This is a genomic window from Nocardia citri, from assembly GCF_054065835.1.
In genome coordinates this window covers 80,958-107,524 of sequence record NZ_JBSUQM010000020.1, presented here as the reverse complement: position 1 = coordinate 107,524, position 26,567 = coordinate 80,958, and the positions used below count along the sequence as shown (strand labels likewise).

Annotated in this window: 16 protein-coding genes and 1 pseudogene; 4 read left to right on the top strand and 13 right to left on the bottom strand. The window is 63.6% G+C overall.

All coding sequences use genetic code 11. From position 1 onward, the window contains the following. The 10 genes and pseudogenes from ACW2Q0_RS23540 to ACW2Q0_RS23495 form a co-directional block, all read right to left on the bottom strand. The coding region (locus ACW2Q0_RS23540) for a sensor histidine kinase (RefSeq protein WP_457193066.1) at window positions 1–1,400 on the bottom strand (1,400 nt) is incomplete at its 3' end. Next, on the bottom strand, window positions 1,397–2,047 hold the full coding sequence (locus ACW2Q0_RS23535) for a response regulator (RefSeq protein ID WP_457193065.1): 651 nt from the start codon (window positions 2,045–2,047) through the stop codon (window positions 1,397–1,399). The genes ACW2Q0_RS23540 and ACW2Q0_RS23535, both read right to left, overlap by 4 nt. A 182-nt stretch (window positions 2,048–2,229) precedes the next feature. Continuing rightward, window positions 2,230–2,427, bottom strand: a pseudogene (locus ACW2Q0_RS23530) (IS256 family transposase); the annotation flags it as partial. A gap of 244 nt (window positions 2,428–2,671) precedes the next feature. After that, a complete protein-coding gene (locus ACW2Q0_RS23525) occupies window positions 2,672–4,429 on the bottom strand; it encodes an Hsp70 family protein (RefSeq protein ID WP_457193064.1) in 1,758 nt (585 codons plus the stop codon). Further along, the gene (locus ACW2Q0_RS23520; RefSeq protein ID WP_457193063.1) at window positions 4,426–6,222 is read right to left on the bottom strand and encodes a hypothetical protein; all 1,797 of its coding nucleotides are present in this window, start codon (window positions 6,220–6,222) and stop codon (window positions 4,426–4,428) included. Before ACW2Q0_RS23520 ends, ACW2Q0_RS23525 begins: the two co-directional genes overlap by 4 nt. A gap of 1,627 nt (window positions 6,223–7,849) precedes the next feature. Then, window positions 7,850–13,876, bottom strand: a complete 6,027-nt coding sequence (locus ACW2Q0_RS23515; RefSeq protein WP_457193062.1) for a DUF4011 domain-containing protein — start codon at window positions 13,874–13,876, stop codon at window positions 7,850–7,852. A 295-nt stretch (window positions 13,877–14,171) separates the two neighbouring features. Further along, the gene (locus ACW2Q0_RS23510) at window positions 14,172–15,434 is read right to left on the bottom strand and encodes a DNA sulfur modification protein DndB (protein ID WP_457193061.1); all 1,263 of its coding nucleotides are present in this window, start codon (window positions 15,432–15,434) and stop codon (window positions 14,172–14,174) included. An 82-nt stretch (window positions 15,435–15,516) separates the two neighbouring features. Then, window positions 15,517–15,948 carry a DUF4189 domain-containing protein gene (locus ACW2Q0_RS23505; RefSeq protein WP_457193060.1) on the bottom strand — a complete coding sequence of 144 codons (432 nt, stop codon included), beginning with the start codon at window positions 15,946–15,948 and terminating at the stop codon, window positions 15,517–15,519. Between the two features lie 63 nt (window positions 15,949–16,011). Continuing rightward, entirely contained in the window at window positions 16,012–16,611 is a 600-nt protein-coding gene (locus ACW2Q0_RS23500) for a DUF4352 domain-containing protein (RefSeq protein ID WP_457193059.1), read from the bottom strand. A gap of 32 nt (window positions 16,612–16,643) precedes the next feature. Continuing rightward, window positions 16,644–17,183 carry a hypothetical protein gene (locus tag ACW2Q0_RS23495; RefSeq protein WP_457193058.1) on the bottom strand — a complete coding sequence of 180 codons (540 nt, stop codon included), beginning with the start codon at window positions 17,181–17,183 and terminating at the stop codon, window positions 16,644–16,646. Between the two features lie 423 nt (window positions 17,184–17,606). On the opposite strand from ACW2Q0_RS23495, the gene ACW2Q0_RS23490 reads away from it, so the two are divergent. The 4 genes from ACW2Q0_RS23490 to ACW2Q0_RS23475 all read left to right on the top strand — a co-directional run bounded on the left by ACW2Q0_RS23490 (window position 17,607) and on the right by ACW2Q0_RS23475 (window position 19,930). Further along, a complete protein-coding gene (locus ACW2Q0_RS23490) occupies window positions 17,607–17,945 on the top strand; it encodes an ESX-1 secretion-associated protein (RefSeq protein ID WP_457193057.1) in 339 nt (112 codons plus the stop codon). Further along, a complete protein-coding gene (locus ACW2Q0_RS23485; protein WP_457193056.1) occupies window positions 17,942–18,241 on the top strand; it encodes a WXG100 family type VII secretion target in 300 nt (99 codons plus the stop codon). Before ACW2Q0_RS23490 ends, ACW2Q0_RS23485 begins: the two co-directional genes overlap by 4 nt. 604 nt (window positions 18,242–18,845) lie before the next feature. Continuing rightward, on the top strand, window positions 18,846–19,628 hold the full coding sequence (locus ACW2Q0_RS23480; RefSeq protein ID WP_457193055.1) for a hypothetical protein: 783 nt from the start codon (window positions 18,846–18,848) through the stop codon (window positions 19,626–19,628). An 8-nt stretch (window positions 19,629–19,636) separates the two neighbouring features. Continuing rightward, the gene (locus tag ACW2Q0_RS23475) at window positions 19,637–19,930 is read left to right on the top strand and encodes a hypothetical protein (RefSeq protein ID WP_457193054.1); all 294 of its coding nucleotides are present in this window, start codon (window positions 19,637–19,639) and stop codon (window positions 19,928–19,930) included. Window positions 19,931–19,961: 31 nt separating this feature from the next. Here ACW2Q0_RS23475 and drmC read toward each other — a convergent pair whose 3' ends face one another. The 3 genes from drmC to drmA are packed head-to-tail and all read right to left on the bottom strand — an operon-like array spanning window position 19,962 to window position 26,474. After that, window positions 19,962–20,705: a DISARM system phospholipase D-like protein DrmC gene (gene drmC, locus ACW2Q0_RS23470; RefSeq protein ID WP_457193053.1), complete on the bottom strand. Its 744-nt coding sequence runs from the start codon at window positions 20,703–20,705 to the stop codon at window positions 19,962–19,964. Further along, window positions 20,680–22,722: a DrmB family protein gene (drmB, locus tag ACW2Q0_RS23465; RefSeq protein ID WP_457193052.1), complete on the bottom strand. Its 2,043-nt coding sequence runs from the start codon at window positions 22,720–22,722 to the stop codon at window positions 20,680–20,682. Before drmB ends, drmC begins: the two co-directional genes overlap by 26 nt. An 11-nt stretch (window positions 22,723–22,733) precedes the next feature. After that, on the bottom strand, window positions 22,734–26,474 hold the full coding sequence (gene drmA / locus ACW2Q0_RS23460; RefSeq protein ID WP_457193051.1) for a DISARM system helicase DrmA: 3,741 nt from the start codon (window positions 26,472–26,474) through the stop codon (window positions 22,734–22,736). Window positions 26,475–26,567 lie beyond the last annotated feature (93 nt).

The following is a 26,567-nucleotide window of genomic DNA, read 5'->3' as shown; positions in this document are numbered from 1 at the left end:
ACCGGGGCGATGGCGATCACCGCTGCGACGACGAAACCTGGCCAAGGGATTCTCCATCGTATGTTCAGTGCGGCGACACACCCGCACACCAGATGCAGGATCACCAACGCCAGTTGCGTGGGGAGGTGTGGCGGATGGATGAACGGCATCCGCGCGATCGCGGTGATTGTGAGGGTGATCGAGATAGCGACCAGGCCGTACCCGTAGCTGTTGCGAAACCGGGCGATCTTTTCGGCTGTGCGCGATGGGTCCGTTGTCGAGATCTGGCGTGGTGTTGCCGGTGGCCAGGATAGCGTAACGGTGGTACCGGCGGCCGAAGAGTCGAGGGTGGCGTCACCGCCGACATCGCGCATTCGCGCGATGATCGACTGCCGTACGCCGTGATGCCCGCAGGCGCTGTCGGCGAGGGCGGCGAGCCCGGTGCCGTTGTCTGTGACGGTGAGTCGCCCCGGTTCGACGGTGACGATGACGGTGGTCGCATTAGCGTGGCGTTCCACATTGGTCAGCGCTTCCCGTGTCGCCGCGGTCAGTGCGTGCGCTGTGCGGTGATCGACGAGTACCGGCGCACTGCGAAAGTCAACGGGCAGTACTGGTTCGGCGCAGATCGGCGCCAGGGCATCGGTAAGCTCGACGTCGCTGTGATCGTCAGGCGCGGGGCTGCGGGCCAGAGCGGCCAGGTCGCGCTCGGCTTGGCGAGCCAGCCGGTCGGTGTCGGACGCCGCATCGTGACCAACCATCAGCAAGGTCGCGGTGGCGGTGTCGTGCAGAAGCCGCCGTTGCTCGCAGTCATAGCTGTAGAGCTCGTCGGCCACCGCCGCCGCGAGTTGCCCGTCGTGGAGGCGGTCTTCCTCGTCATCGACGGCACGGGCGACCCGAATTACCAAGTGGCGCAACACAACCGCCAGCACCCATTGAACTGCGAGAAAATAGATCGAGAGCACCGAGAACGGATGGGCTAGGCCATCGAGGGTGTAGCCGAGCAGGCATGCGAGCCCGGTAGCGATGATCGTGGCCGCACCCGCGGCGCCGATGATGCCGATCCCCGTCGATATGGCGGATTGTCCGGCGACGATCTGCGCGGCGTTCGGGGTGTTCGGGTCCGAAAGTTCGGAACTGGCGACGACGAACGGGGTGCACACCAGGTAGGTGAGGACCGCGATGACGTCGGCGAGAATCCAACCGCGTCCGCGGCGCCGGGTCCAGAGCCGAAATACCGACCAACTCCCGAATCCGGTGTTGAGCAGTAATCCCACGTGAGTGTGCACTGGCTGCAGGGGGTAGATGACCGCAGCCAATAGGAATGGCAGATGCCGCAGCAGCAATGCCGACACACCGATCTCATCGGCGAGCCTGGCCGTCATCGGATGCGGCTCGACCGCACCACCGGCGGAACCGTTCATGGCAGTTCGTTGGGACTCACGATGCCGTCCTGGATGGCGCGCGTCACGAGCGCGGCCTTCGTACTCGCGGGCCGTCCGACCGCCGCGTATTTGGCACGAACGCGGGCGATGTAGGTTTCGACGGCGCTTTCGGAAAGGTACAACTGCTCGGCAACAAGGGATTTCGATCCCGACTGGAACCAGAGCAGAAGAACCTGTTGCTCGCGTGCGGACAGTCGCGGACGCACCGGCATCGACACCAACGACATCGCGTTGGCCATCGTCAATGTCATATGCAGCTGCGCACTGGCCGCAGCGCGGACCGCTTTCAAAAGTGGTTCGCGTCCTTCGGTTTTCGCCACATAGCTGGCAACCCCCGCCTCCAGGCAGTTGCCGACGAGACGCGCGTCGGTGTGCTGGCTGTAGATCACGACTCGATGCCCCCGATCGCACAGGTCCGTCACCGAACGCAGGTGGGGCGTATCGTTGCCGAACTGCAGGTCCAGGATGACCACATCGACGGAGCCCGCGTCATCGGTGAACTCCGTCGGCGATTGGTATTCACCGACGACGCGGATGGGCGGATCAGCCATCGCGCACCAACTGGAGATACCCTCGTGGATTACGTCGTGGTCGTCAATGAGAGCGACCCGAATGATTGAGTTCAACCTGCTGGCACAGTCCTTCCTCCACTGGCGTTGCGACTGAACCGCCTCCGTCTATTTCGCCGTCAACGCACCAGATCTGGGTCGAGGTTCTCGGCGGCTTGACATCTCGCGGGATGGACAGCACAGCAGCAAAGCTGGCTGTGCTCAGAGGCTATTCGTACTGGCCACGTCCGACAAGACCCCTGCGGCGACTTCCGCGCCCAGCCGGGCAGGCTCGCGGAGCAAAACTGTTGCCGCTCACCGGTTTCCGAATCGACCCATTTGTCGTTCACGCGCGGCGCCTTCACTTTCACCGAGCCCGCAGCGGTGAGGACTTCCTGCTCGGCGTGGTAACCATTGCGCACCACTAGACGGTGACTGTTCCCGTCGAGCCGGTCGGCGAGAACTGGGCGACATGGGCGCAATCCATGCTGGCGCACACCTACCTCGCCGTCACCGCCGCTATATCCCAAAAGCATTGGCAGCTACTTCATTCCACTCATGCTCGATGAAATCAAGGGTCTCCTGGCGCACCAGATCATGCCGATTCCGAACCTCGCCTCGGTGCGCCGCGGGTCGACCTGGCGGCGAAGACATCAACACCGCGCCCAAAAGGGCTTGCTGCCAGCGAAGGCGGCTGGAGTATCAGCGCGATCCGCACCGGCACTCGGGGTCGTTCGCCCGACGTCGACAGATCGCGCACGGCTGGTAGTACAAGCGTTCGTCGACCTGGATTTCGGGCGGGTGCAGCGCCCGGCTGAAATAGGTCGGCTTGTAGGTGTAGAGCAGTTCGCCGGGCACGTAGTAGTCGTCCTTCTTGTCGGCGATGTTCGACCGCACGACGACGCTACCAATTTCGGTGGCCTCCTGCTCGAGCGGCGGACCAAGGTCGTCTGCGACACCCGCGTTCGTCTTACTCGAACCCAGCGAGATGCCGAACTGCACATCGTGCAGCGACTTTCTCTCATGATCACCGCGCAGGTCCGACTTCGCCGTGACATGGACGACGCCGTCGGGGTCGAGGGTCGTGTTCAGTGTCAGGCGCTCGATGAAGGGCCGTGCGGCGGTGTCGACTGTAAGGCTGAGTGTTTCGAGGTCGTCACGGGGATCCGACCGCTGGGTGTCCGAGCCGGGCCGGGTTGGCGTGCAGAACTGGAACTTCGCGTGGCCGTCGCGAGGGTCGGCGCAGTACATTTCCAGCGACTCGTCCGAGAGTTCCTCGCCCTCGAAGGGAATGCGGGTGCCGGCCTTGAGGAGCCGATAGTACGAGCCTCGGGCCAAACGGACCTCGATGTCCTTGGCCAACTCCAATTGCTGCCGGTCGAAGGCGATCCACGCAGCACCCTGAGCGATCAACGTTGCGCTGTTCTGCGACACCTCAACCCGGTGCGCGCCGAAGAACTCCCGCAGCCGGGACGAGATCGCAGGCATCCGTGACATGCCGCCGGTCACCAGGCACATAGCCACCTGTGAATCGCTCACGTGAGCGGCGTCGAGCAGTGAAACGATATGGTCCATAGCGCGGTCGATCAGCGGTTTCGCAATCGTCTCCAGCTCAGCTCGTGTCAGCTGATGGATCAGTGGAGCACCGGTGCCGGGATGGAAGTTGCGGATAATAAGGGGCTGCGAATCCGACTCCGACAGATAGATCTTCAGCTCCTCGCATTTGTGACGGAGCTGGCGGCGACGGTCGGGGTCGATATCGACTGATGCGTCGGTCGTCTGAGTGAGAATCCAGTTCCGCAAAGTGTCGTCGAAGACGTCACCGCCGAGTTCCCCCGTGCCCGCGTTCTGCAGCTGGACCATGCGACCGCCCATCATCCGGCACAGCGTGAGGTCCAGCGTGCCGCCGCCCCAGTCCACAACCAGGACGTTTTTGCGGTCGAAACGCTGTACGAAATCGGTGCCGACTCGCGGCCGGAAATGGCCGTAGAGCGCGGCGAACGGCTCATGGACGAACTGGACCACGCGAATGCCGGCGCGGGCGTAGGCCTCGCGCAGCGCTCGGCGACGACGCCCGTTCATATCGACGGGGATGGTGGCGACGGCGGCCGTGATCTCGGACAGAAGACCGGCGTTGAAGGGTGAGTCCAGTGCGCGTCGTCGCGCATGCTCGATGACGTCATAGGTGATGTCGACGGGACTGCGTTCGACACCGTCGACGCTGATCGTCTCCTCACCGAGGTAAGTCTTGGGCGACTTGACGAAACTGCCGTGCACGCCGAGGCCACCGGCGTCGAGTTCATCCTTGGCGGCTTGCCCGACAACTTTCCGGACGCCCTCGTACTTGACGACCGAGGGCACCGGTCGGCCGTTGTTGTCGAGAAAGTCGATAACCTTCTCGTCATCGACGTACGAGACGAGGCTATTGGTAGTGCCGAAGTCGAACCCTACGACGGTCATTGCTGTTCTCCTTGCGCGTCCGTCGAGGAACGCGGTTGTAGAGTGGCCAAACTTCGCTGCAGATACTTGACCGCGCGTCTGACAAATTGGTCGGTCATCTGCGTCTCCCCGTATTCGAGCGCGGCGAGAGCGTCTTCGAGCGATTCGACCTGCTGCGATATGACCCGCGAGGTGTTGATACGCATCGTCTCGAAATCCGATGTCGCGCCTATACGCTCGCTGCGCCGAGCGCCGACTTCCTGCTGGAGCGCGACCTGAACCTTCGCCAGTTTGGTCTCCAACTCGGCAGCTCGGGCCCGGACTGCGGCCAGCTCTGCCGCGGTTCGCTGGATCTCTGCTTGCGCCGCATGCAGGCGATGGGTCGTCTGGTCACGGTCGGCTTCGACGGCCTGCAGCCTACGACGTACGGACTGGATGACTAGCGCAGCCGTTTTGCGCGCAGTCTTCGGGAGAGCGGCCATCTTCTCGCGGCCGGCCGTGGACTCGGCGAACGACTCACCGCCTCCCCAGATGGTGTCCGCGAACGCGGCGGCACAGTCGGCGAGATCCCAGTTCGCCGCCGAGGCCGTGATAAGCACGAGAGTGTGTGCCGCATTGTCGGACAAGCTCTGCAGCGCAGGACTTTTCAAGGACGTCTTGCCGTCGAAATCCTGGCTGAGCAGATTCTGCATCCGCACGATCGACAGCCGCAGTGTCTCCTTCTCGGCGTCACCAGCGACGAGCCGGGTTAGCCGCGCCCCAAAAGTGGCATCTTCAACGAATACCGGATGCCGCTGCAGGACCCGTGCGGCCAGCGCAGTGACGTTCTGACGTGCGGTACCACGAAGATCGGACTTGTCAGCGGTCAGCATTAGCGCCAACGCGGTGGCGAGCCTTGTGTCGCGTGCCGCGACATCGGCGATCAGCTCGTCGAAATCCTGGAGTTCGACCGGCTTCGCCAGGGCGATCCTGGCCGAGGAGCTCTTCGCCAGTTCGGCCGGTTTGAGGTCCTGGTCGAGACAGCGTAGGTAGTGGAGGAAATCGGCGAACGACTGAACCTGGTCGATCGTCAATGGCGCCGGCGCGGCGGAAACTGGTTCGGACGCAGGGGTGGGCGACGGAACCGGCTCATACTCGGAATCGGCGTTCGCGCTGGGCTCCTCCGCACCGGTGGCGATGGGTGGATCTTCGGTCGCCGCAGGCTCGGCAGGCACACTCGTGTCGTCGGAGCTCGAGCCGTTTTCTGTGTCAGCGGCAGATGCTGCGTCGGAAGAGTTTTCCTCCGTGCGCTCTTCCTCGCTACCGGGTTCTTCCGTACCAGTGAGCTCGTCCGCGGCTGCTACGGCGTGGACTGTGGCCGAGTTCTCTTGCGCCGTGTCCGCATCCTCGACGGATTCGGTCGGTTCGGGTGCATTGTTATCGGTGGTCTTCGCCGTCTCGATTGCAGAAGCGGTCGCGCTCGTCGGACTGACCGACACTGCGCGCACTTCGCCGCTATCGGGCCCTTCCGCGCTTGCGAGCCCGTCCGCGGCCGCTACGGCATGGACCGTGGCCGAGTTCTCTTGCGCCGTGTCCGCATCCTCGACGGATTCGGTCGGATTGGGTGCATTGTTCTCGGTAGTGGCATCGGTGGTCTTCGCCGTCTCGATGGCCGGGGTGGTCGCGCTCGTCGGAGTGTCGGACATGGTGCGTTCTACCTCCGTCGTCGGTGGAACAGTCGCCGCCACAACTTCTTCTGCTCTTTTTCGTCGTCTGCGGGCGCGCCGTTTGCCGAAGCTTCGTTGCTGCTCGACATCGCGCTGCGTGTCTCCCACGGTGGAGTGTCGGACACCTGCGGAACCGGGTTCGCGGTGCCCGATGTCCCGGTGACCGAAGCCGCTCCCTTCCGAGGGAGCGCCTGTGCGGCGAGGGTCGCCGGAGTCGGGGTTGTGGCGGCGAGCCGGTGCTTTCGTGGTGTGCGGGCGCCGCTGGAAGTCGCCGGGCCGTTGCTCGTCGCTTGCGCTGTCGTGCTGGAGGGGAGGTCGGTAGTCGGTGCCCCGTCCGTTAGGTCTGCCTTCTCGGGGCGGACGCTCGCCAGTGTGGTCGCGGTCATCGCGGAATCGCTCGGTATCGCGGCGGCCGCGTATGCCTTCAGTGTTGGGCCCGCCAGCTTTCGGGCCTCGGTGCGGGGTCTCGCCGGAGCTCTTCGTGGATCTCGGCTTGTTGTAGCGGTTTTCGCCGCCGGTTCCGCCTGTGGCAGCGCCCCGGCTGTTTTCCCGCTCCTTGCGGTGGCCGCTTCTGCTGCCGTCTGCCACGTCAATCCTTCGTTGGTAGTGAGATCCAGCCGTGAGTCCACCCACTGCTCGGGCAAACCATTCTGACTGGCTTCCTGCACGGCGGTCACAGCGCAGGGGTCGCCGGTGGCGATGTGATGCTCTGCGATGAACAGCATTGCCTTGACACGGTCATAGGATTCGGCGCTGCGATAGTCGAAGCTTGTGACCGCGTCGCTCGCAACGGCATCGAGGGGCTGGCTGCACAACTCCACGAGGGCAGCCGTGTAGTCGTCCATCAACAGTTGCTCGAGGTGTGCGAGCTCGCCGGTGATCCGGCCCGGGTCGACAGTGCTCGTTTTCGTCGCCCACATTCGTGCCAGACGGTCGGAAACGTCACGCAGCCGAGGGCTCAACGCCCGGTGCTCGGCTTCGTCGAAATGGTTGAAGTGGAAGGAAATCACGCTGGTGATGGCACGGGCGACCGGCCGATGCGCATCGCCCAGCAGGTACGCAGCACGATTGAGTTTCTCGCGATATCGGACGGCCGTGGCCGGGTCCACACCGGTTCGTCGGCCCGCCTGCCAATACAGGTATTCGGCGATGCCGCCGGTGTAGTTGCGCGCGGTTTCGAAGGCCAGCGCCCGGTCGCAGAAGGCACTGATCGCGTTCGAGGTGATGTCGCCGGTGGCGAGTAGTTCTTCGACGGCGGTGTCGACGCCGTGCAGATCCTCTTCCGAGGCGATCGAGAAGTCGAACTCGTATGTGCGATCCGATCTCTCATTGCCGATCTGCACTGCGGCGACGCCGCTTGCCGCGGACAGCCGGGTACCGAGCTCGGCCGGATCGACCGTGGTGCCATCGAGGCGTGCCCACGTGCACTGGGAGATCGCCCAGTCGATCGGTGCAGTGCGCCGCTGTACGAGAAGCCGTGTATTACCGCACACCACACCGCGGTACACGAGAACCGGCCGAGCGACGGGGTGGCTGCTGAAGACGTGTTCGCGCAACGCGTTTAGCTCCGGGAAGGTGGCACCGCACTCCGCGCACGGCAGTCGCAGCGGCCGAGGGGGTTCCGGTGGCGGCGCCCAGATCTCCTCGTGGAAGTCGGCATAGCCCGATGACCAATGAGCCATGGTCGTCGTACTCCGTTCGTGGTGGCCAGAAGGTTCTCGACGTCGTATCGGCGTCAAGCCCCGGCGCGCAACAGGGAATTGATACGAATCAAACGGCCGTTCTGTACAGCCAGATCTATGCACGCTTCCAGCCGGTTTCGACTCGAGCCTCGGAGGCGGCCTTGATTGAACACCGCCAGGGTCGCACGCATCAGGGATTCCTCGTCGAGCTCTCGCCCGGCGCACACGGCGTTCATCGCGTTGATGATCTCCTCGGGAGCGATCTCGTTAAACGGCCGACCGAGATCGGCAGGGGTGGCGCGATAGCCCCTCCACGTCGTGCGATCGATCTGGTGGGGCCAGACAAACGTTCCTAGTGGGCACTTGTGCACAAGCTCGGCGGGGATGCAGTCGGTGATGAAATCCTTGCGTATAGCGGGAACTCGGTCATAGCCGAAGCGCCCGCCGATGGCACGGGCGAGCCTGTCCAGCTCGATCGGGCCTTCCATGTCGACGGTCACTCGTACAGCATTGGTGATGATCCGCCGGATCGACTGTGAATTCGTCCGGTTGAGATCATCCCGAGCGCCGAGCATCGTCCTCGGGGCATTCTGGTAGGCGACGCCCTTACCGTGCCAGTCACGAGAAGCGGAGTCCGGCAGCGGGGCGGAGCGGGTGTCGGCATCGGAGGTGAGTGTCGGCGCCACATTTGCCAGGCGCGCCGATTCGATCGGCTCCGAACGGATCTCGGCAGGTTTGGTGTCTGCGGGTAACGCCTGATCGATGTCGGCCTCGGCCACGACTTCGTCGAGGGCCGCCTGGGCTTCGGCTTCTGCGATCTGCGCCGCCCGTGCTGCGGCCGCCGCTTCGAGCTGCTCCTCGAAAGCCTGTCGACGTCTGCGGGAGATCTCGACGGCAGCCTCGATCCGGTCTAGGACGGCACCGGGATCATCGATCCATTCGGGCAGCCACACCCGCAACGATGAACCCCAATGCATCATTGTTTCCAACAATCGCGGTGTCAGATCTCGGTCGGCGACTGTAGGCCGCTGCGCCCACCTCGGCCCATCGAGCATGAGCGCGACCTGCCAGTGATCGCAGCCCCGTTCACGGACGACGATGTCGAGGACGAATTCCGACAGACCGTAATTCGCATCCACCTCGTAACCGCGCTGCCGCAATTCTGCACACAGATCTACCTGGATCGGATCGACGATGGCGCCGTATCTTGTCCGCTCTCCGTTACCGGATTCGTCCGCCGCCATCTCGAGGTACCCACGCAGATGCGCCATGCCGAGCGACTTGGTCCGCGACAGGTCGATATCGGACGGGTCGAACGACGTGAAAACAATGACCTTGCGGCGGGCTCTGGTGATCGCCACGTTGAATCGTTTCTCGCCGCCCGTCCGGCTGAGCGGGCCGAAATTGAGGGGGAGCTGGTACTCACCGGGCTTCGCGGAGAACGCTGCGGTGAACAGGATGACATCACGCTCATCGCCCTGGACGTTCTCGAGGTTCTTGACGAAGATGCCTTCCTCAGCGTCGGGTCGTAGTTGCTCGCGGATGAGGGGATCGCCGCATTCTTCGAGTAGATCCTGGACCAAGTCACGTTGCTGGACGTTGAAGGTGACGACGCCGATGCTCTGCCCGGCCAGGTGGGGCGTAGCCAGTCGCGTACGGATCTCCTCGACGACTGCTTCGGCCTCGATGCGATTCGTGCGCAGCGCCTTACGGCTCTCGCGGTTGAAATGGCCGTTCACCCGGCGCCATTCGACACCGGCGGTAACATCGCCACCCGGGGACGGCAGGCTGGCGAGACGTCCCTCGTAGTACTTCTGGTTGGAGAAGTGGATGAGGGATTCGTCCTGACTGCGGTAATGCCACGACAACCACTGACGAGGAAAACCGGATTCGACACACTCGGTGAGGATGCTGTCGAGGTCGTCGGGAGCGAGCTCGCCGTCTTCGTCTGCTTCGTCGTCATCGGCAGCGGTGACCTGGCCGAAGGATATCGGCGGCATCTGCTGAGAATCTCCCACGATGACTGCCGATCGACCGCGGCCCAATGCGCCGATCGCCTGCGCCACCGTCACCTGCGACGCTTCGTCGAATACGACGATGTCGAACGTCGCCGAGCCCGGTGGAATGAATTGCGCGAGCGAAGCCGGGCTGACGAAGACGCACGGTGTTGCCGCAAGGATGTGATCGGCGTACCGGAGCATCAGCTGCCGGAAGCTGGCACCACCGCGTTTGCTCTCGAGCAAGCGCCGGAGTTCCGCGACCTCGCCGGTGAGCGCATTCGCCGTGAAAGGTCGGCTGCGCAGCAGAGCGGCTGGCAGCGCCTTCACCTGCTCCTCGCGCAGCGCCTCGGCAGCCCGCACCAAGTCGTCGATCTCCCCATCGCGCAGATCCGACAGGAAGTTGTCGAGACCTTTCGAGCGACGCCGTTCCTCGAGCGATCTCTGCGCAGTTCCCCGGATGAAGGCTCCGGTCGCTTTGCTCGCGGGGATCACACCGGTGACGAGCTGTTCGACGAATATGTTCAGTCCAGCGCGACGGAGCGGAGCGAGATGGTCCGACATACGAGACCAACCGAGAATTCGCTGGGCTTCGAAATGTTCTGCGTCCTCGATGAGATCGGCGTGCGTGCGGTCCCAAGCGGCCAACCAGTGGTCACCGTTCTTCCACCGCGAAAGGTCGTCGTCGGAAGTGCCGAGGCACGACCGAACATGCAGCCACGCATCGTGCACATCCTGGAGCAGCTGTATCTCGTTCTCCGACAGGAATTCCACCGATTCGAGCAGACGCCATTCGTCCGGATGGTGGTCGACGAACGCTACGGTGGCAGCAACGTAGTCGGAGACAGTTCGTAGGTCGTCAGCACTTTTGGCTGAGAGAGGATTCCACCGGGGCGGGGTCCAGTGGCCGAGGAGTTCCTTGGCGTGGTCCTGCGTCCGCGATAGCGCCTTCCGCACGTCCGGGATCGCACGCAGGAGGGGGAGGACCGTGGCAGGGGTCAGGTCCACATCGGGGTGGGCGAAGGGAGCCAGGTTCTGCTGGAACTGTTCGACCCTCTTCTTTTTTCCGAAGATGCCCTTGCCGCTGTCTTCGGCCTCGGTGATGAACCGATCGAGATCACCGGATTCGAGGAACAAAGGCGTGAATGTCGCCAGAATCGCAACACAGCTCTGCTGCAGTTGCTCTATCTCCTCGAACAATTCGCTGCGCGACGACGCGAACTGTGGACCGCGCATCCAGGCAAGAGTCGCCGCGTCCGGGACACGATGTCCGAGCTGGCGGTGCGCGGCGGGAAGCAAAAGGCCGATTTGTGCGGGGTTTTCCAGGCTTTCCAGGAGCCCGCGGACCTGTTCACTGGTCCGGTCCGCACTCAACGCGTCGGCAGCGCGTCGCAGAGCCGCGAGGATCTGGTCCGCGCCGACTCCCTGCGGGACGGATCCAGCGAGCGACCACGCAGCGTCACGGCGGATGTCCAGATGGCGAGCCGATCTTGTGAACAGTTCAAGGGATTGTTTCACCTCTCCCCAGCTCACAGGCGGGCGAGTCACATACGAAATGGGAATGTCCGCCACCGAACCCTCCCCGATTTCGAGGAGCTCCTCGAACGCGCTCCACAGCGACTGGTCGACGCCGTTGCGTTGGTGCACCTTGTCCGGGTAGTCGGACAATGGCACGAGGCGTGCGCCGTATTCCCCGAGGCGCATCTCCCAGGTGCGCTCGTTGTAGTGGAGTGAATTGTCGATCGCCGCTTTGAGCTGATTCCGGATGGCGTTCGGCGTCTGGTTCTTGCCGTGTAGATCGAGGGTGAAGTTCTGCAGTCCGATCTTTTCGAGGCGCTTCTTCACCACGTCGAGGGCAGCCTGTTTCTCCGCGACGAAGAGCACGGTCTTCCCGAGGCTGAGAGCATGCGCGACGAGGTTGGTGATCGTCTGGGACTTACCGGTTCCAGGAGGGCCTTCGAGGACGAACGTCCGGCCTGCCGCAGCAAGCGCGATCGCACGCAGTTGCGAACCATCGGCCGGGATGGGAACCGGAACAGCGCTTTCATCGACCTCGATGTGGTCGAGCCCGATATCACCGTCGGTCTGCGGATCGCGAAACGACTCCCCGGCGTGATGGGTCAAATACCTGACGATTGGGCTCTGCTCCAACGTATCCCAGCAATCGCTGAGATCCCTCCACATTCCGAAGGTGCCGAACTGGCAGATCGCCAACGTTGCGACCTCATCGATGCGTAGGTCGATGTTGTGTTCCACCAGGGCAGCCCGGATACCACGAAGCGCGGCGGTGATATCGAGGCCGCTGTGGTCGCGCTTCGGCGACTCCAGCGCTTCGATCGACACGTGGTGCTTGAGCCGCAGCCACTCCACCAAGCAGTAGTTGGGGGTGGCGACCTCGGTCGTGTCCGCGATGATTTGGTACAGCGTGCGCCCCGTTCCACCGATGATCTTCACCGGTAGCAGGAAGAGCGGGGCCCTGGCTTCGGCGCCGGTGGAGGTGTGATGGATCAGCGCGCCGAGCGTCAGATAGAGATTCGCGCTACCCGTCTCTTCGAGCAAAGTGCGTGCGGTGCGAGACAGATTCTTGAAGCGACGAACGTAGGTCTCGTGGGTGACAGCAGCATAGATCTGATGGTCGTCCGATAGGTAGGCGTGCAGGATTTCCGGGTCGATTTCGGCGGCGCGGCGTGCGCCCTGGAGCTGGTGGATCGACGACAGGTCGTCGTGTGGGACCAGGGCAATGGTAGTTCCCTCGTGAATGATGTCGTCCAGGACCGGCAGGCAGTCTCTGGGGACATTCAAATCGATGACTTGTGCCGACGGCTTGAGGTTGAGCAGCCGATTGCGCGTACTCAGATCGAGTAGAGCCCGCTTCCATTTGCGGACCCGAGCCGGAGCGTTGTCGGTGACATCGAGGACGTTTTCGTTTGCTGGTTCGCTGCGCAGTTCCGCGGGCAGCTCGAGGAGGACTGGGCCCACGGTCGTAGCCTCGGGTAAGCGGTCGAGCTCGATGTCATCCGTGCTCGGAAGCGGAAGCACGCCACTCTTTCTGGCGGCGGTGATACCGACAACACCCGCCAATTTTTCTGGCGTGCTGAAATGCCGGCGGCCCTGGCCGACCGCATTCTTGAAGGATCCGTTCGCCGACTCGTCGTAGTACACCGCTTCGACGGGTACGGCGACGCCGGATTCGACGAGGTTGACCAAGGCGTTCTGCTCGGTCAGTGAAGGGTGGGACAGGGACATTTCCTTGCTGAGGAAGCCGGCGAACGCGTGGTCGTCCAGCAACCACACCAGCGGGCGCAGCCCCGCGGCTTCCAGGCACGCCGCATAGGTCAGCGACAGGTCGATGCAAGTGCCGAAGCGCTGCTCCAAAACCTGTGCGCTGGTACGGATCTTCTGTCCGGTCGCCTCGAACGAGGCGGGGGGAGTGATGTAGCGAATGCGCTTGGCACGAAGCGTCTCGTAGATGGCTGCGGCGATGAATGCGGCGCGCTCCTCGCCCGCTTGGTAGCCGCTGATCGAGGAATCACCGGTACTCGATCGCAGCAGTTCGGCGGCGCCGTTGAGCACCGACTGCACCGATCGGGTGTTCGGCTGGACGAAGGCCGCCAGGGAATCGTAGAAGATGGGCGCGTTGAACCATTCGTTGTGGGCGAGGACTTTTATCGGAAGTGTGAGATGAACATCCTGGCCCCATATCCGGCTGACGGTAACGCTGACGCTCGCGGGGTGGCTTTCGTCCAGACCGCGAAGGTACGAGGTCTGCGGGGCGAAACCGGGGAAATCGTCCCAGAATACGTCTGCTCCATCGGCGAGCTCCCCATCATGCGTGCGGGTCCAGGCAGGCGCGAGTTCGGCGCCGTTGCCGTGCAATCGAACCGTCACCGTGACGTCGACTGCGGCTGACCCCGTCGTATTCGTGACGCGAACTCCGGCGATCAGCGGGACGTTGTTGTGGACGAGCGCAAGATTGATCGCGGGTTGGGTCAACACCTGCACCGTGAATCCCGAGTCAGCCGCCGTACTGTCCTCCCACAGCTGCGTGTGCGTCACATCTTCCTCCGCGTACGTCGAACTCATTCCACCCGGGTCGGGCAGGGTGGCCCCCTGGTCGAGCACTGATCTTCTCATCGGCGCTCGATAAGCAATCGTGACATGTGCGGCACGAAGAGATGGTTATTGTCGACGCTGGTATCAGCAACAAATGCCAAAGTAATGATCAGTTTTCACGTTCCGCCGACGGCCTAGCCTTCAAGTTCGCCCGAAAGCTGCTGATCAGCAGCGACTTTCCCCGATCCTCCCAATCCGAACCGGATCACGCCCGGCCGCCAGGCCGAGCGAGAACCGAGGTCGAGTTCAGTCGAGGGGCAACGCCTTACAACTCGGCAGGAGCCTTCCGGTACCACCCTGCGATCACACCAACCAGGTGAACGATGTTCTGGGTCCGCATAATCGGGGCCGATGCATTCGGCTCGAAGTCGACATCGGCTGCTGTGGTACGCCAAAGACTGGTTTCGGTGACCGGTGCCGCCATGTGGGGGTCGAGGCGCTTGAAGAACTCGGTGATGTCGCCGAATTCGGCGGGTGAATCACTGTTGCGCAGTTCCCGGAACACCCCACCCAGTACCCGCCACATACCGACTGATCCGAGCAGCGAAGTGCGGCGCAGCTGCTGCGAGAGCGATTCACCGGCGCCGCGCGCCGCCCCCGGGTCCTCTTCGGTGATGGCCGCGAGATCGGTGAATGAGATGGACATGGCGTCGAGGAAGTCCTTGACTTGTTCGATGACCTCGCCGTCGGTCAGCGTCTGCTCGGCCTTCTTGCTGATCCGGCCACCGGCACCGGCAACCACCGCGCGGGTGATGTCGGCGACGTGCTTGGCGCCCATCAGGTTCGGGTTCTTCAGGGTCATCCGGTCCTGTTCGGCATCGACGCGGCCCTTCAACAGCGGGTGGTCGATGACGTCGGACAGCGTGCGGTTGGCGACCTTGTAGTTGTCGAACCGGGCCCGAACTGCACTGCTGATGCCCTTGGCATTGTCGGCGACATCGACGAACATCTGTTGGGCTTTGATCGGATCAGGTTCGACATAGATGTCGATGCCGACGTATTCCTGCTTCAGACGATTCATCTGCCGCACCAGCTTGTCGCGCTCGGCCTGGAGTTTGGCGGCCCGGTCGACGCTGACCTTGCGGGCAAGTTCACGGTCGATAACGGAGATGCCGTCGGTGATGCGCTGCTTCTCGATCGAGACGCCGAGGACCCGGTGCTGCCCATCGATGGTCCGCAGGGTGGCGATGCCGCCGATCGCCCACGGCACGGTGAGGTAGCCGACCCGGCCCTCTTCATCGGCCTTGGTGAAGACGCAGCCACCACCGTCCCGCGCGAGCAGCGTTGGCGCGACCCAGTCCTGCTTGGCGTCGAGGTACTGACCGAACTGTTTGGCGTGCAGGCGATCTACCTTGCGGTTATCCTTGTCGACGTTGTTCGGATCGGGCACCGGCAGGATCGTCGGCAGGTCGAGCAGCGGAACACGGGTGGAGTACACGTCGCGCCCTCCCTGGATCGTTTTCAGGGCCAGGTAGGTGCTGGAGTCCTGCGGTCTCGAGAGCAGGCGATGGTCGATGGAAATGGTCATGGCGTCTCCTCGGTGACGTTGGGTTGGTGGGTGGTCGACGCGGTTACGTGGGCTTCGAACACGCCGGTGTGAGCAAGCCAGCTCACCGCTGGCACTGGGACCACCAGATGGTGGCGCCGCGTCCGGCGTTCTTCAGTACGGCGTCGAAGTCGGCCTCGGTGAGACTGTTGCCGACCGAGTAGGAGTAGATGCGGCCGACTGTCTTGCCGTCGTAGGTCCGGTCTCCCGCTGCGACGGCGCCGCACTGTCCGCTGGCAAAGGTCAGCACGATGCGGCAGTCGTGCACTGGCGCACTCGATCCGGTGGCCGGCGGGATCCGACGGTCGCAGTTGGTGATCGCGACGTTCTTCGCCTCTTCAAGGTCCGGGTAGTCGTATGCGCTGTTCAGCAGGCCGTTGCTAGTGGACACCGCTACAGCCGTCCAGCGTGGTGCCTCGGCGTGGGCCGGACTGGCGGCTGCGGTGGCGCCGGCGATACAGGTCAGCAGGATTCCAGTGGTGATCGAGATTTTCATCAGCGCGACTTTCGTTGCAGTAGAAGTGATGTCGGATGGGAAACGTGCAGTAAGGAGGCGGACTCACATGATGGCGACGCGGGCGCCACCGGAGAACATCGAGTCGTGAAACTCGATCGCGGCAGGCGCGGTGCCTTCGGGGACGTCGAACGCGAGGATCACCGAGATCTTGTTGCCGGGGTTGATCTCCGACATCAGGTGATCGTTAAGGTTCATCTCGGCGCGGGTGTCGTTGCCGAATAAGCGCCCGGAGTCGTCGACGAGCTTCTGGTTGTCGCCGAAGTAGGTCTGCGGTCTGTCGGCGGTGTTGGTGACGTCGATGTACACCAGGATGTATTCGCCCTGGGCCTGCTGCCTCGAAAACTGGTTGTCGCCCACGGTCTTGACTGGCGCATCTACCTGGGTGACGACAAAGCTGAACTTGCCGTCTCGCACTGTGGCACCGACGGGCGCGGCGACCGTGCGCTCGTCGTCTTGTTTCGCCACTTCATGTGCGGCACTACCGATCAGCAAGGCACAGCCGCCGAACATCAGGACGATGCATGCGAAGAAGCCGCCCAGCACCCAGGGCCAGATGCGCCGCTTCTGCTGGGGCGGGCACGGGTAGAACGGCGCCTGCGGCTGGCTGGTGGAAGGCTGCTGAGGTCCCTGTGGGTTGGACATGATGGTCGTGATTCCTTCGGGTTGTGGTGAATTCAGGCAGCACCGCTGGCGAGGATGTCGGTGACCGAGACCGTGAGCTGGTCGTTCGGTCCGGTGGTACCGATGCTTTCCTCGTCGGCGATCCGGTAGCTGACCTTGTCGGCGGAATCGCCGCGGGTGAACGTGAAGTTGTTGATCTTCGGACCGTCCTCACCGCCACGGATCTCGTAGATCACCGTCCACTTCTTTCCAGCCGGGATCTCCTGTTGGAACAGGAACTTCGGGTCGACGTGGACCTTGACATTGCACCCGGCCGAGCCGAAGCAGCTCTTCTTGACAGTCGTCAGGGACAGCAAGATCTGGTCGGGTGTCGGCTGGAATACCGGCTTCGGTGCAGCGGTGGTCGTCGTAGATTGGACCGACCGTGTCGTGGATGGCGTTGTCGCCGTGCGGTCGTTGTCGGCATCGCACGCCGACAATGTCGCCATCAGCAGAGCGATGGTGGCGACCGACGGCCCAATTGTGGTGCGGCGCAGGTGCGCTGACCGAGTGCGTCGAGTCCAGGCGAGGCTGGAACCGCGATATCCGAACATTTGCGATTTCCTCCAATTTTCTGCCACAGGGGCTTGCGATGGTTGATTCCGATGTCGCACAGCCGGTTCCGGCGCAGGTGTCATCGGCACTGAAGGGGGCAGTGCTGGCGATGCGTGGGTTCGAAGGTGTGGAATTTTGCGGCGACCCCGTTGGGTGCCGACCATGTGTGTTGCGAGAAGCTGTTTCCCGCAACCGCAGATCTGTGTCTGCCGAAGCTCGTCGAGGCGGTTTCTGGTCACCCCGTGGTGTTGTGGTGACTATCCTGACACGAGAGTGGCGATTTTCGCAACTATTCAGGTAGTGGCGGCCCGGATTCGATCGCCGCCGGTCGCAAGTTCCAGGTCAGAAGGCGCTGATGGTCTGGCAACGTCGTCCGCTTGCTCCATGGGATGCCCCAGCGGGGGTCCGTTAGGATGCGCGTCATGAGTGATGGGGGGACGTCGGCCTCTGGCCTCAATCTTTCGGTAGTACCCGAGGAGGTGCGTGAGGTCGGCGGGTATGTCTACGAGTTGGCCGAGGCACTGCGAACCGCTCGGGGCTCCGTCGCCGAAAACGTCGCTTCATTGACCGATGGCAGCTGGACCGGCGATGCGGCTGCGGAGTTCTCCGAGGGGTGGACCGACGTCCGTGACGGTGGATCCCAGATCATGACCGCGTTGACCGAAATGGCGGAAAAGTTAGGCATCACTGCCGACACTTACCAGGCCCGCGACGAGAGCAACGCCGCCGTGCTGAACACCTCGAGTTTGGATCTGCCATGAGCTCTGAGTTCTCGGTCGATCTGGATCATCTCGATGAGATCGTTGCCCGACTGTCGGGCCTGGCCGGGTTCATCAGCGACCATCTCGACGAGATCGATAACAGGGTTGCCACTGTGGTTGGCGGTGGATGGGAAGGCGTTGCCGCCCAGGCATATTCCGAGGCCCACACCCAATGGGTCACTGGCGCACGCGAATTCGTCGAGGGTGTGCGTGACATGAGTGATGCCGCCAAAGTGGCGCATGCGCGCTACACCCGCGCTGTCGATACCAACTACAAGATGTTCAATCAGGCATGAACCGCCATGGGTGAACTGGTTATCAACTGGCAGATCTATTACGACGCTGCCAAGAAGTGTCACGCCCTTGCCGCGGACTTGCGCACGGCCGACAAGCCGGTCCACGATGCCGTCAAGGGTGAATGTGCGGGGATGGCCGGCGACACGGCGGGCTGCGGGCAGTGGGGCAAAGCCTACGACGACGCCGCCCGAGCCACGATGCAGACCTGCACGAATCTGGCGGACGCACTCACCAACATGGGGTACATGCTCTCCGCCGCCGGATACAACTGGGCATCGAGCAACAACTCCAAACCGATGCCAGATCTTCCCTCCGTGACAGCGATGTCGGAGCACAAGGTGTCGATCCCGACCTCGGTGGGCAACAACGGCGACGGCATCCTCGAAGGAAATGACAGCATCCCGGGCTTCTACGACGCTCTCGTCGGGAAGATCCAGGAGGAGTTCGGAAGCAAGCTGCCCAACGGGAACAAGGACAAGCTCGCCAAAGCGGCATCCACGTGGAAGACGTTCGCCGAGCACACCACCATCACAGGTGCCGCAGGCCGGGTCACCGAGATCAGCAACCTGTTCAGCGATATCAAGGACACGAGCGGCGGCCTTGATGGTCTGCTCGGCTACCTCACTCACCACACTGAACGGCTCCGCGACGCAGTTGGCCGCCGCCTCGGTCAACCTCGCCGCTCCCGTCGGCGCATACAGCAGCGCCACCTCCGAGGTCCGCGACAAGTTCAAGGAAGCGGTCACCAATGCGCTGATCGCCGCAGGAGCGACTGTCGTCATCGGCGTCGCGGCCTCCTGGATCACCGCCGCCCTCAGCAATGTCGCCGCCGGTGCGGGTGTCGTAGTGATCGCCGGAAACACCGACAGAGTGCTCAAAGGTGTTTACGACACCAGCAGGCTCATCAGGATCATCGGCACCGCGGCAGCGGTCGCGGGCACCACAGCCGCCGTGGCAACCGCATTCGACAAAGTCCCCGACCTCACCGGGGAAGCCGTCAAACTCGCCGCCATCATCGCTATGAAGGTGTTCATCGACGAGGACGACATCCCCTACGACCAGCTCACGCCGGCACCGGCGATACCGCTGGGAGGGTTGACAGACGCATCGGAAGAATACATCCGAGCCAAACATGTCGAGGGTGGAGAGCAAGCAACAAACAGAAAGAGCACCTTCAACGGAGGCGCCGATCTGGATGCGCTCGCGGATGCCGCCGAGGGAACTCCCGCACGAGGCCCTAACAAATACGGCAATTATGAGCGAATCGTCGACGCTGGCGAAAACATCGGCAACCTTTCGAAGGAAGCCGGTGGCGCGGCAACAACCCGATACAAAGTCATCACCGACAAGTACGGCACCGTCATAAACATGTTCCCAGTGAAGTAGGAGCAAAATTGGGCATCGACGTCAGCATCCAAAATATGGTCCATCGTCAGGTGGAGCCGGTCGACATATCCAGCAAGGCGATTACTGAAATCATCGAACGCGCACCAGCTGGCTCGATGCTCGATGCAATCCACCTCCATGCCGACACCATGTTCAACTCATACCAACTTCAATATCTGCTGAACGAGCTGTCAGCTCTGCCAACACACGACGATAACGAGCGGAAAGCCGTCCAGGCACTGCGGGCTGCCGCTCAATCTGCGATCCGACAGCACGGGTACCTGTGGTTCAGCGGGGACTGAACCCTGATTGAATCGCGGCGCAAGTTCCGGGTCAGAAAGAGCCGGCCACGACCGGTTCGTACAGCTCCTCTTGGACCGCGAAAAGTTGCCGCTCAACGGCCTCGGCAAGGTTGGGGTTATCGAGGAACAGGCCGAACTCGACATTGCGATGCTCGGCGCTGCGCGAGAAGTTGGCGCTGGTCACCAGCAGGAAACGGTGGTCAATGACCAGGAGTTTCGCGTGATTGCGAACATATTCGCCACCGTAGACGGTCGTACGGTAGACGGCTGCGGGCCACAGGTGGGCGGCCACTTCGGTGGTGGTCGGCGACCAGGACTGCGGCTGCTGGTCGGCCGCACGGGCGTCCAGGTAAACCCGGACGCTCACCCCCGGTCGGCGTGCGGCCTGCCGCAATGCCGTCCAGAACCCCGACGAGCGCTGAAAGTTGAAGGTCGAGCAGATGATCGACTGCCGGGCACCGTCCACCAACCGCGTCACTTCGCTGGTGAGCCGACCGGATCGCGCCAACTGCCCAGGCAATGTCCACAGTGGATCGACCGTCGGCCGGCGCGACCGAGCGCCTTCGATCGCCCGCAGCACCGGAACCGCGGCTTGCGGGCCCAGTGCCTCGAGCAGCGGTTCGACGGCCTGCCGCTGGTTGTTTGCGATCGATCGCAACGCCGAGCTGATCGAGTTGCCACCTGCCAGCCGGTCCGCCAGGTTCTCGGCCTCGATGCCGGTCAGCAGTTCACCGAGGGCACGGGCGGCCTCAGCCGGGGAGCTGGAAGAAACCAAGGCGGCTCCCCGGCAGGTCGATCAGGAAGCGGCGGTCGAGGAAGCGGTTTGCTCGCTCGCACGAGGTTTCCGAGGCCATGGCGCAGCAATGGCACGCGGCGCCGTGCAGGAAATCCTCCGGCGGCTTCGGGGTGCGTCTGGCGCAGATCGGGTCCGACGAGCAGCGCTGGGCACGTCGCAGCGCGCCGATGACGATCTCGTGCAGGCGTTCTTCCCGGCTCAATTCGACCAAGCCGCCGAGGGTTCCGTCACTGTCGGAGGCGGTGGTGCAGATCAGTACCCCGGCAGCGGGTTCGCGTCCCTCGTCGGTTGCTTGCCAGGCGTAGAGCCGCTCGCTGAGGCTGGCCGCATTGTAGCCGCAGGTCATCGCCATCTCGCGAATGAGGATGTGCGCGAAGGTGTGCAGCAGCCAATATCGGGGCGGTCGCATCCGATCGCTGGCCTTGATGCCCTCCGCGGCGGTGTCCGAGTGGCGATTGTCGAAATTTCGCTTGTGTGCGGCGCATAACGCATCCCACAGACCGGAATTCTCAGTCCGCCGTTCCCACGCAGCCACTGCCCCCTCGTCGAATTGTAGGAAGATACCTTCGCCGCGGTCCTCTGCGGCGACGGTCCAGGTGGGTCGCGGGTCGCGCGCCAGCGGAACCATCCGATGCGGCAAGTCATCGACCCGGTCGATCTCGTCGATTCGGGTGAAGCCGATCAGAGCGTTTACCTTGCGCAGCGATTCCACTGCCAGCACTCGATCGATCTGCGGTGGGAGTGCCTGGTGTTTGTTCCGAGTGGACAGCGTCAGGCCACTCTGCTCGTCCTGGTGGCGGTCGCCCAGGGGATTGGTTTGCAGGTAGCGCCATTCCGGCACCAGCAGGTCGATCGGGTCCCACTTCTGTTGCTGCTGGTCGGCGGCGGGTTCTTCGGGGGGTGCCAGCGCGAGGTCCATCAGCTCCACCAAACGCGCATCGCTGTATCCAGTGACGTCGATGTTCTTGTCCGCCAAGGCATCCCGGGCAAAATCGAGATGCTGGGCGTATCGCGTCAGCCTGTCGCCGAGAGCGTTGCGAATGCGGCTGGCGACCTCCGCGTCCAGCATCTCCGCTTTTTCCGGCATCACGATCACCGACTGGGTGGCCGGGAACCACAGATTCGACGCACCGACCAGGATCAGCCGGACTTCGTTGTCGCACGGATAGAACGCGTCGAGATGGGGGTGCCGGCCTCGGCAGCGCGGTAGTTTTTCCTTCGCCGCCTCCCCCTGTGCCTCGTTCATCGCCCGGGACAAACCGCATGCGCCGCATGTGATGGTGGCGACGGCGCCCTTACCGAACGAACGGTCGCTCATGGTCAGCGGTGCGGCCCCCAGGACCGCCTGTGTACAAGGTCGGCCCCGATGCACCCACAGCTCGTACGGGAATTCGTCGACGTGCCCGTGTGCACACGCGAGCAGGTAACGCGCAGGTACTGCCGGATGGGTGCCGACTTTCTTGTGAGCACCCTTGCGACCTCGGCACTTGTGTTCGAACTGGGCCAGATCGGTACGGAACGGGTGCGTGTTCTTGTAGCCGAAATGCCCGAGCGGAGCCAGCTTGTCGCAACTGGTGCAGCGCAGCCACTGCGGAAAGATCCGCGCGGGAACGCCGAGGGTGTTTTCTTCCGTGCCGAAGTTGCTCTTACTGGCCTCCCGTGGGAATGGCCGCAGTTCGATGTCACGGTGCGCGCCCTTGATCAACCGCCGCACGACGGCACGCAGTCGTGGCGCGTGGATAGTGGGGGGAGTACCCGTGCCCTTCGCCCAGATCCGATTCCATTCATCGAGGCCGGTCGGCATGATCGTGAAGTTCGGCAGGTCCATGACCGAGCCGGGGCCGTACGTGTAGATCAGCGAAGAGGGGCGGGCGGAACCGACTTTGGCACGGTTCTTCTGGATGCCTTTCTCCTCTGCCGATGCGGCATCACCCAACGGGTCGACCTGTTGGGTGGTGTCGTGGATCGGTGCCGCGGTATCGGTTTCGACGGTCATCTCCTGCGCTCCTAGTCCTGTGCCTCAGGCATTTCCCAGCGCGGCGCGGCCGCGGGAATCACGTATTCGAGCCGCTCCGCGAGCGGGCTGACCAGCAGGTTGATCTCAGGCTGTACCTCACGCATCGAATTCGCGACCTCGAACGGCGGCAAACGACGTGTGCCGCGCAACTCGTTCGCCCGATCCGGACTGATCAACAGAGTCTCGATGCTGTCGGTCCCCTTGTCGTAGCTGAGGGTCTTGCCGCTGGCGAGGGCTTCGGCGCGATATCTAGTCCACCGGTCCAGCCGGTTGCCGAGCAGGTCTGCGGCACTCTGTGCCGCCTTCTCGTCTCGCGCGGCCCGCTTCATACGCTCGACGAGCAGTTCGATGAGGTCCTTGACGAACCCGTACTCGTCGTCGATCTTCCCGGCGCCGTTGTCCGGCGATAATCCGTTCTTGCGCACGGCATCCCGAACCCGGGCCGCGCTGATCAGAACACCGTCGATACCGCGCGCCATCGCGGTGCTCGAATACGGCGTCACCGACAACGCCTCGACCTGGGAATAGAACGTTTCGTGATATTGGCGGAACTGTTCGAAATGCGCGAGGTCGCGGGGCCGCGCCCAGTTACCCAGTGTGACAACCAATCCGGGCCGATCGGGGTCTCGGCCGACTCGGGAGGACGCCTGAATGTATTCGGCGGTGTTTTTCGGCTGGCCGACGATCAGCATCAGCCCGAGCCGGGTCACGTCGACACCGACCTGCAGCATCGAGGTCGCCAGCACCGCATCGTACGGTACGGCGTCGCGTTTGGCGCCCTTCGCGCCGGTAGCGTCGAGCGCCGGGTCGAACGAAACAGCCATGGTGTCAAGAACTTTGGTGATGTCGGCGCTGCCGACCCGGGCGGTGAGCTCGGCGGTCCGCAGTTCGTCGAAGCCGGTGCCGAACCGGCGTGGTAGCCGCGACCACGGCCGGCCCTTGCGCAGCATCGTCTGGACATCGTCACCGAGGTAGCGGGCCATACCGGCCAATTCGCGGGTGGCGTTGAAGTAGCCGACCAGCGTCATATACGGGTCGGCGCAGCTCCCGGACCGATCCAGCAGCAACTGTCCTGCGGCCATGAGCACTTCGGCAATCCGGATCTCCGCGGTGGTGACACGCACACCGGTCGTGCTGATGCCCAGGTACCGGCGGCCGGGCGTGGCTTCGGATACCAGTTCTTCCTTGGAGAAGAAGGTGTCGCCGGCATCCAGCACCTGCGGCGGGAAGATGGTGACGTCCCGCCCGTACAGCTTGCCGACCTGGTCGGCGGCCCGGAACGCGGTCGCCGTCGAGGCGACCAGCAGCGGCCGCACCGGTGCACCGGCCGGTGTCTTCCAGGCGGTGATTACATCGATCGCGGCCTCGAACAGACCGACGGTGGTGCCCAACGCGCCGGTGATCAGGTGCAGCTCGTCCTGGATGACCAGATCCGGCGGCCGAAGCCGGCCGACCGGCCGCCGGGCCGCAGCGGGCTGACCGGCCTTGGCGTTGTGCCGGTTGCCGTCCTGCAGGGCGCAGTACTTGTAATCGGGGTGCACGTAACCGTGCCGGTCGCAGCGTTCGGACACGTAGCCGAACAGGGCCGCCGCCTCACCTTCGCGCGCGAGCCGGGCGAATTTGTCAACGGTGGCGATGACGAATGCCGGTGCGAGCCGGTAGATCTCCTCGTCGACGGTGAGCACGGGCAGTCCGTCGTCGACGGCTCCGCCTTGGGAGAACGGGCATTCGGCGAGGTCGTCGCTGCAATACGCCCGCACCCGGCGTTGCGTCTCAGAGGTTTTCACGTCGCCGGCGTCGATCCGGTTACCGCACCACGGGCAGCGCTGGATCTGCAACACAGTGAGCCGGTGCCCGCGGCCCTCATTGATGTTCTTCAGCTGATCGCGGGCTTCTTCGAACCATTTCGGGCTGACCTGGGTGCCCACCCATAGCCCGATCCGGAACGGCTCTGCACCCCAGGTGTTTTCGTCGCTGCGGCGTTCCATTTCGGCGGCGCACACCAGCGCGGTGGCGCGCTGGAACTGCTGGGCGGTCAGCAGTCGCAGCGTGTAGCGCATCAGCACGGCAACACCGGACATGCCGTTCAACGGCCCGTCGGCGCTGTCGACGATGCCCTGCCGCCGCCGCACCGCGAATGTGTAGGCGGCCAGGCCCAGGTAGGCCTCGGTCTTACCGCCACCGGTCGGGAAGAAGAGCAGTTGCGCCTGCGCCAGGCTGCTGTTGGTCGCGGACCCGGACCGCTGTTGCGCGGTGGGGTCGGTCAGCATCGGCAGCTGCATGAGGATGAACGCCAGCTGGAAGGTGCGCCACGAATGCGCCTTGTCCTTCCTTTCGGCCAGGATCGCTGCGCGCGCCTCGTCGATGCTCTCGTCCCGGTGTTCCTTCTTCGCGCGGCGTTCGGCGATCTGGCTGTGGATACGCTGCGCGGCCATCACCCGGTTCATGAAGCCGAAGCACTGCACAGCGATGTCATCGGTGAGCAGGTGGAACAGGCCATCGGCCAACTGCTGGTGGACTTTCCGAGCGTCGGCCACAGCTTCGAACGCAACCTTTTGCAGGTGCGGCGGCAACTGCTTGGCCCGCTGCTCCTCGCCGTCCAGCCACACCGCGTAACCGGACACGATCGGCTGTAGCCCGGCCCGCAACTCTTCCTTCGTGGCCGAGCCGAGCCGCACCATGTCGAGCAGCGCATCCACTTCGCCGGCGGTGGTCTGCGGGGTTTCGCTGACCGGCAGCCATGTGGTCCAGACCTTGCGGGCTCGCGGGGAACGGGTCGCGGTGTCCCACTGGTCCTTGTCCCAGGTGTCGACCTGCCAGTCGACGGAACACGTACGGCCGACCGCGTATTCGAGGTGCTTGCGGTACTGCAGGTTCAGGCGGGCGCGTTCGTCGTCCGACTCGTGGACGACCTCGGTCAGCGGGTCGGAAGCCGGCAGGAACACATCGGCGCCACCCGCCTCGACCTCCAATTTCGTCTGGTACAGCCAGGCTTCGGTGGGGATGTGCCGACCGGTCTCCCGATCGTTGCACAACGCCACCTCCACCAGCAAGCGATCCTTGTCCTGGTAGCTATCGAGACGCAGCACCACGGTGTCTCGCAGCGACTTCTCCATAGTCTCGCCCGGGTGCAGGTCGGCGACCTGGATCTCGGCCGGGAAAACGAATGGGGTGCGCTGGAACCGTGGGGTCTTCCGCGAACCCTGCTGCTCGGCGTCCTGCTCGTACTCACCGCGCGGGACGCCCTTGTACTGCCCCCAGGACGCGGTCACGGTGAAGGTATCCAGGTCGGCCGGGATCTGGAACCGCAACCCCATCGACGCGGGAATCACCAAGCCGCGCTTGGGCGCCGCATCCTCCGACTCGTTCGAACCGGAATCCTCATCGCCCGCCGTGCTGCTGTCGTCCACCGCCGTCACCGGGACACCACGGTTCTGCTGGGCGTCCACGTCGTCACCGACATCGGTGTCGGGTTCGTTGGTGTCCTCATCGATCGGGACACCGGAGTCGGTAATGCGGACCGGGGCGATTCGGCCGATCAAGTACGCCTGGTCGGGGGTAGTTTCGAGGATCTCGTTATCGCCGTTGGCGGGGCCGAGGAGTTCGCGGTCCAGGATGTCGACGAGATTTTCGCGGGCGGTGTAGGAGCGGGAATCGGGGGTATAAGTGAGCTCGTATTTGCTCGCAGTGGACGGGCTTTCCACCGTCAGGTCATCTATTGCGTTGGTCACTGTTCCCCCTCCAGATCAGGGACATGTGGTGGGGCGATCGCACCTGGTCGGCGACCGGAGCGCCGAGAAGATTGGCCGGAGATTGTCCATACT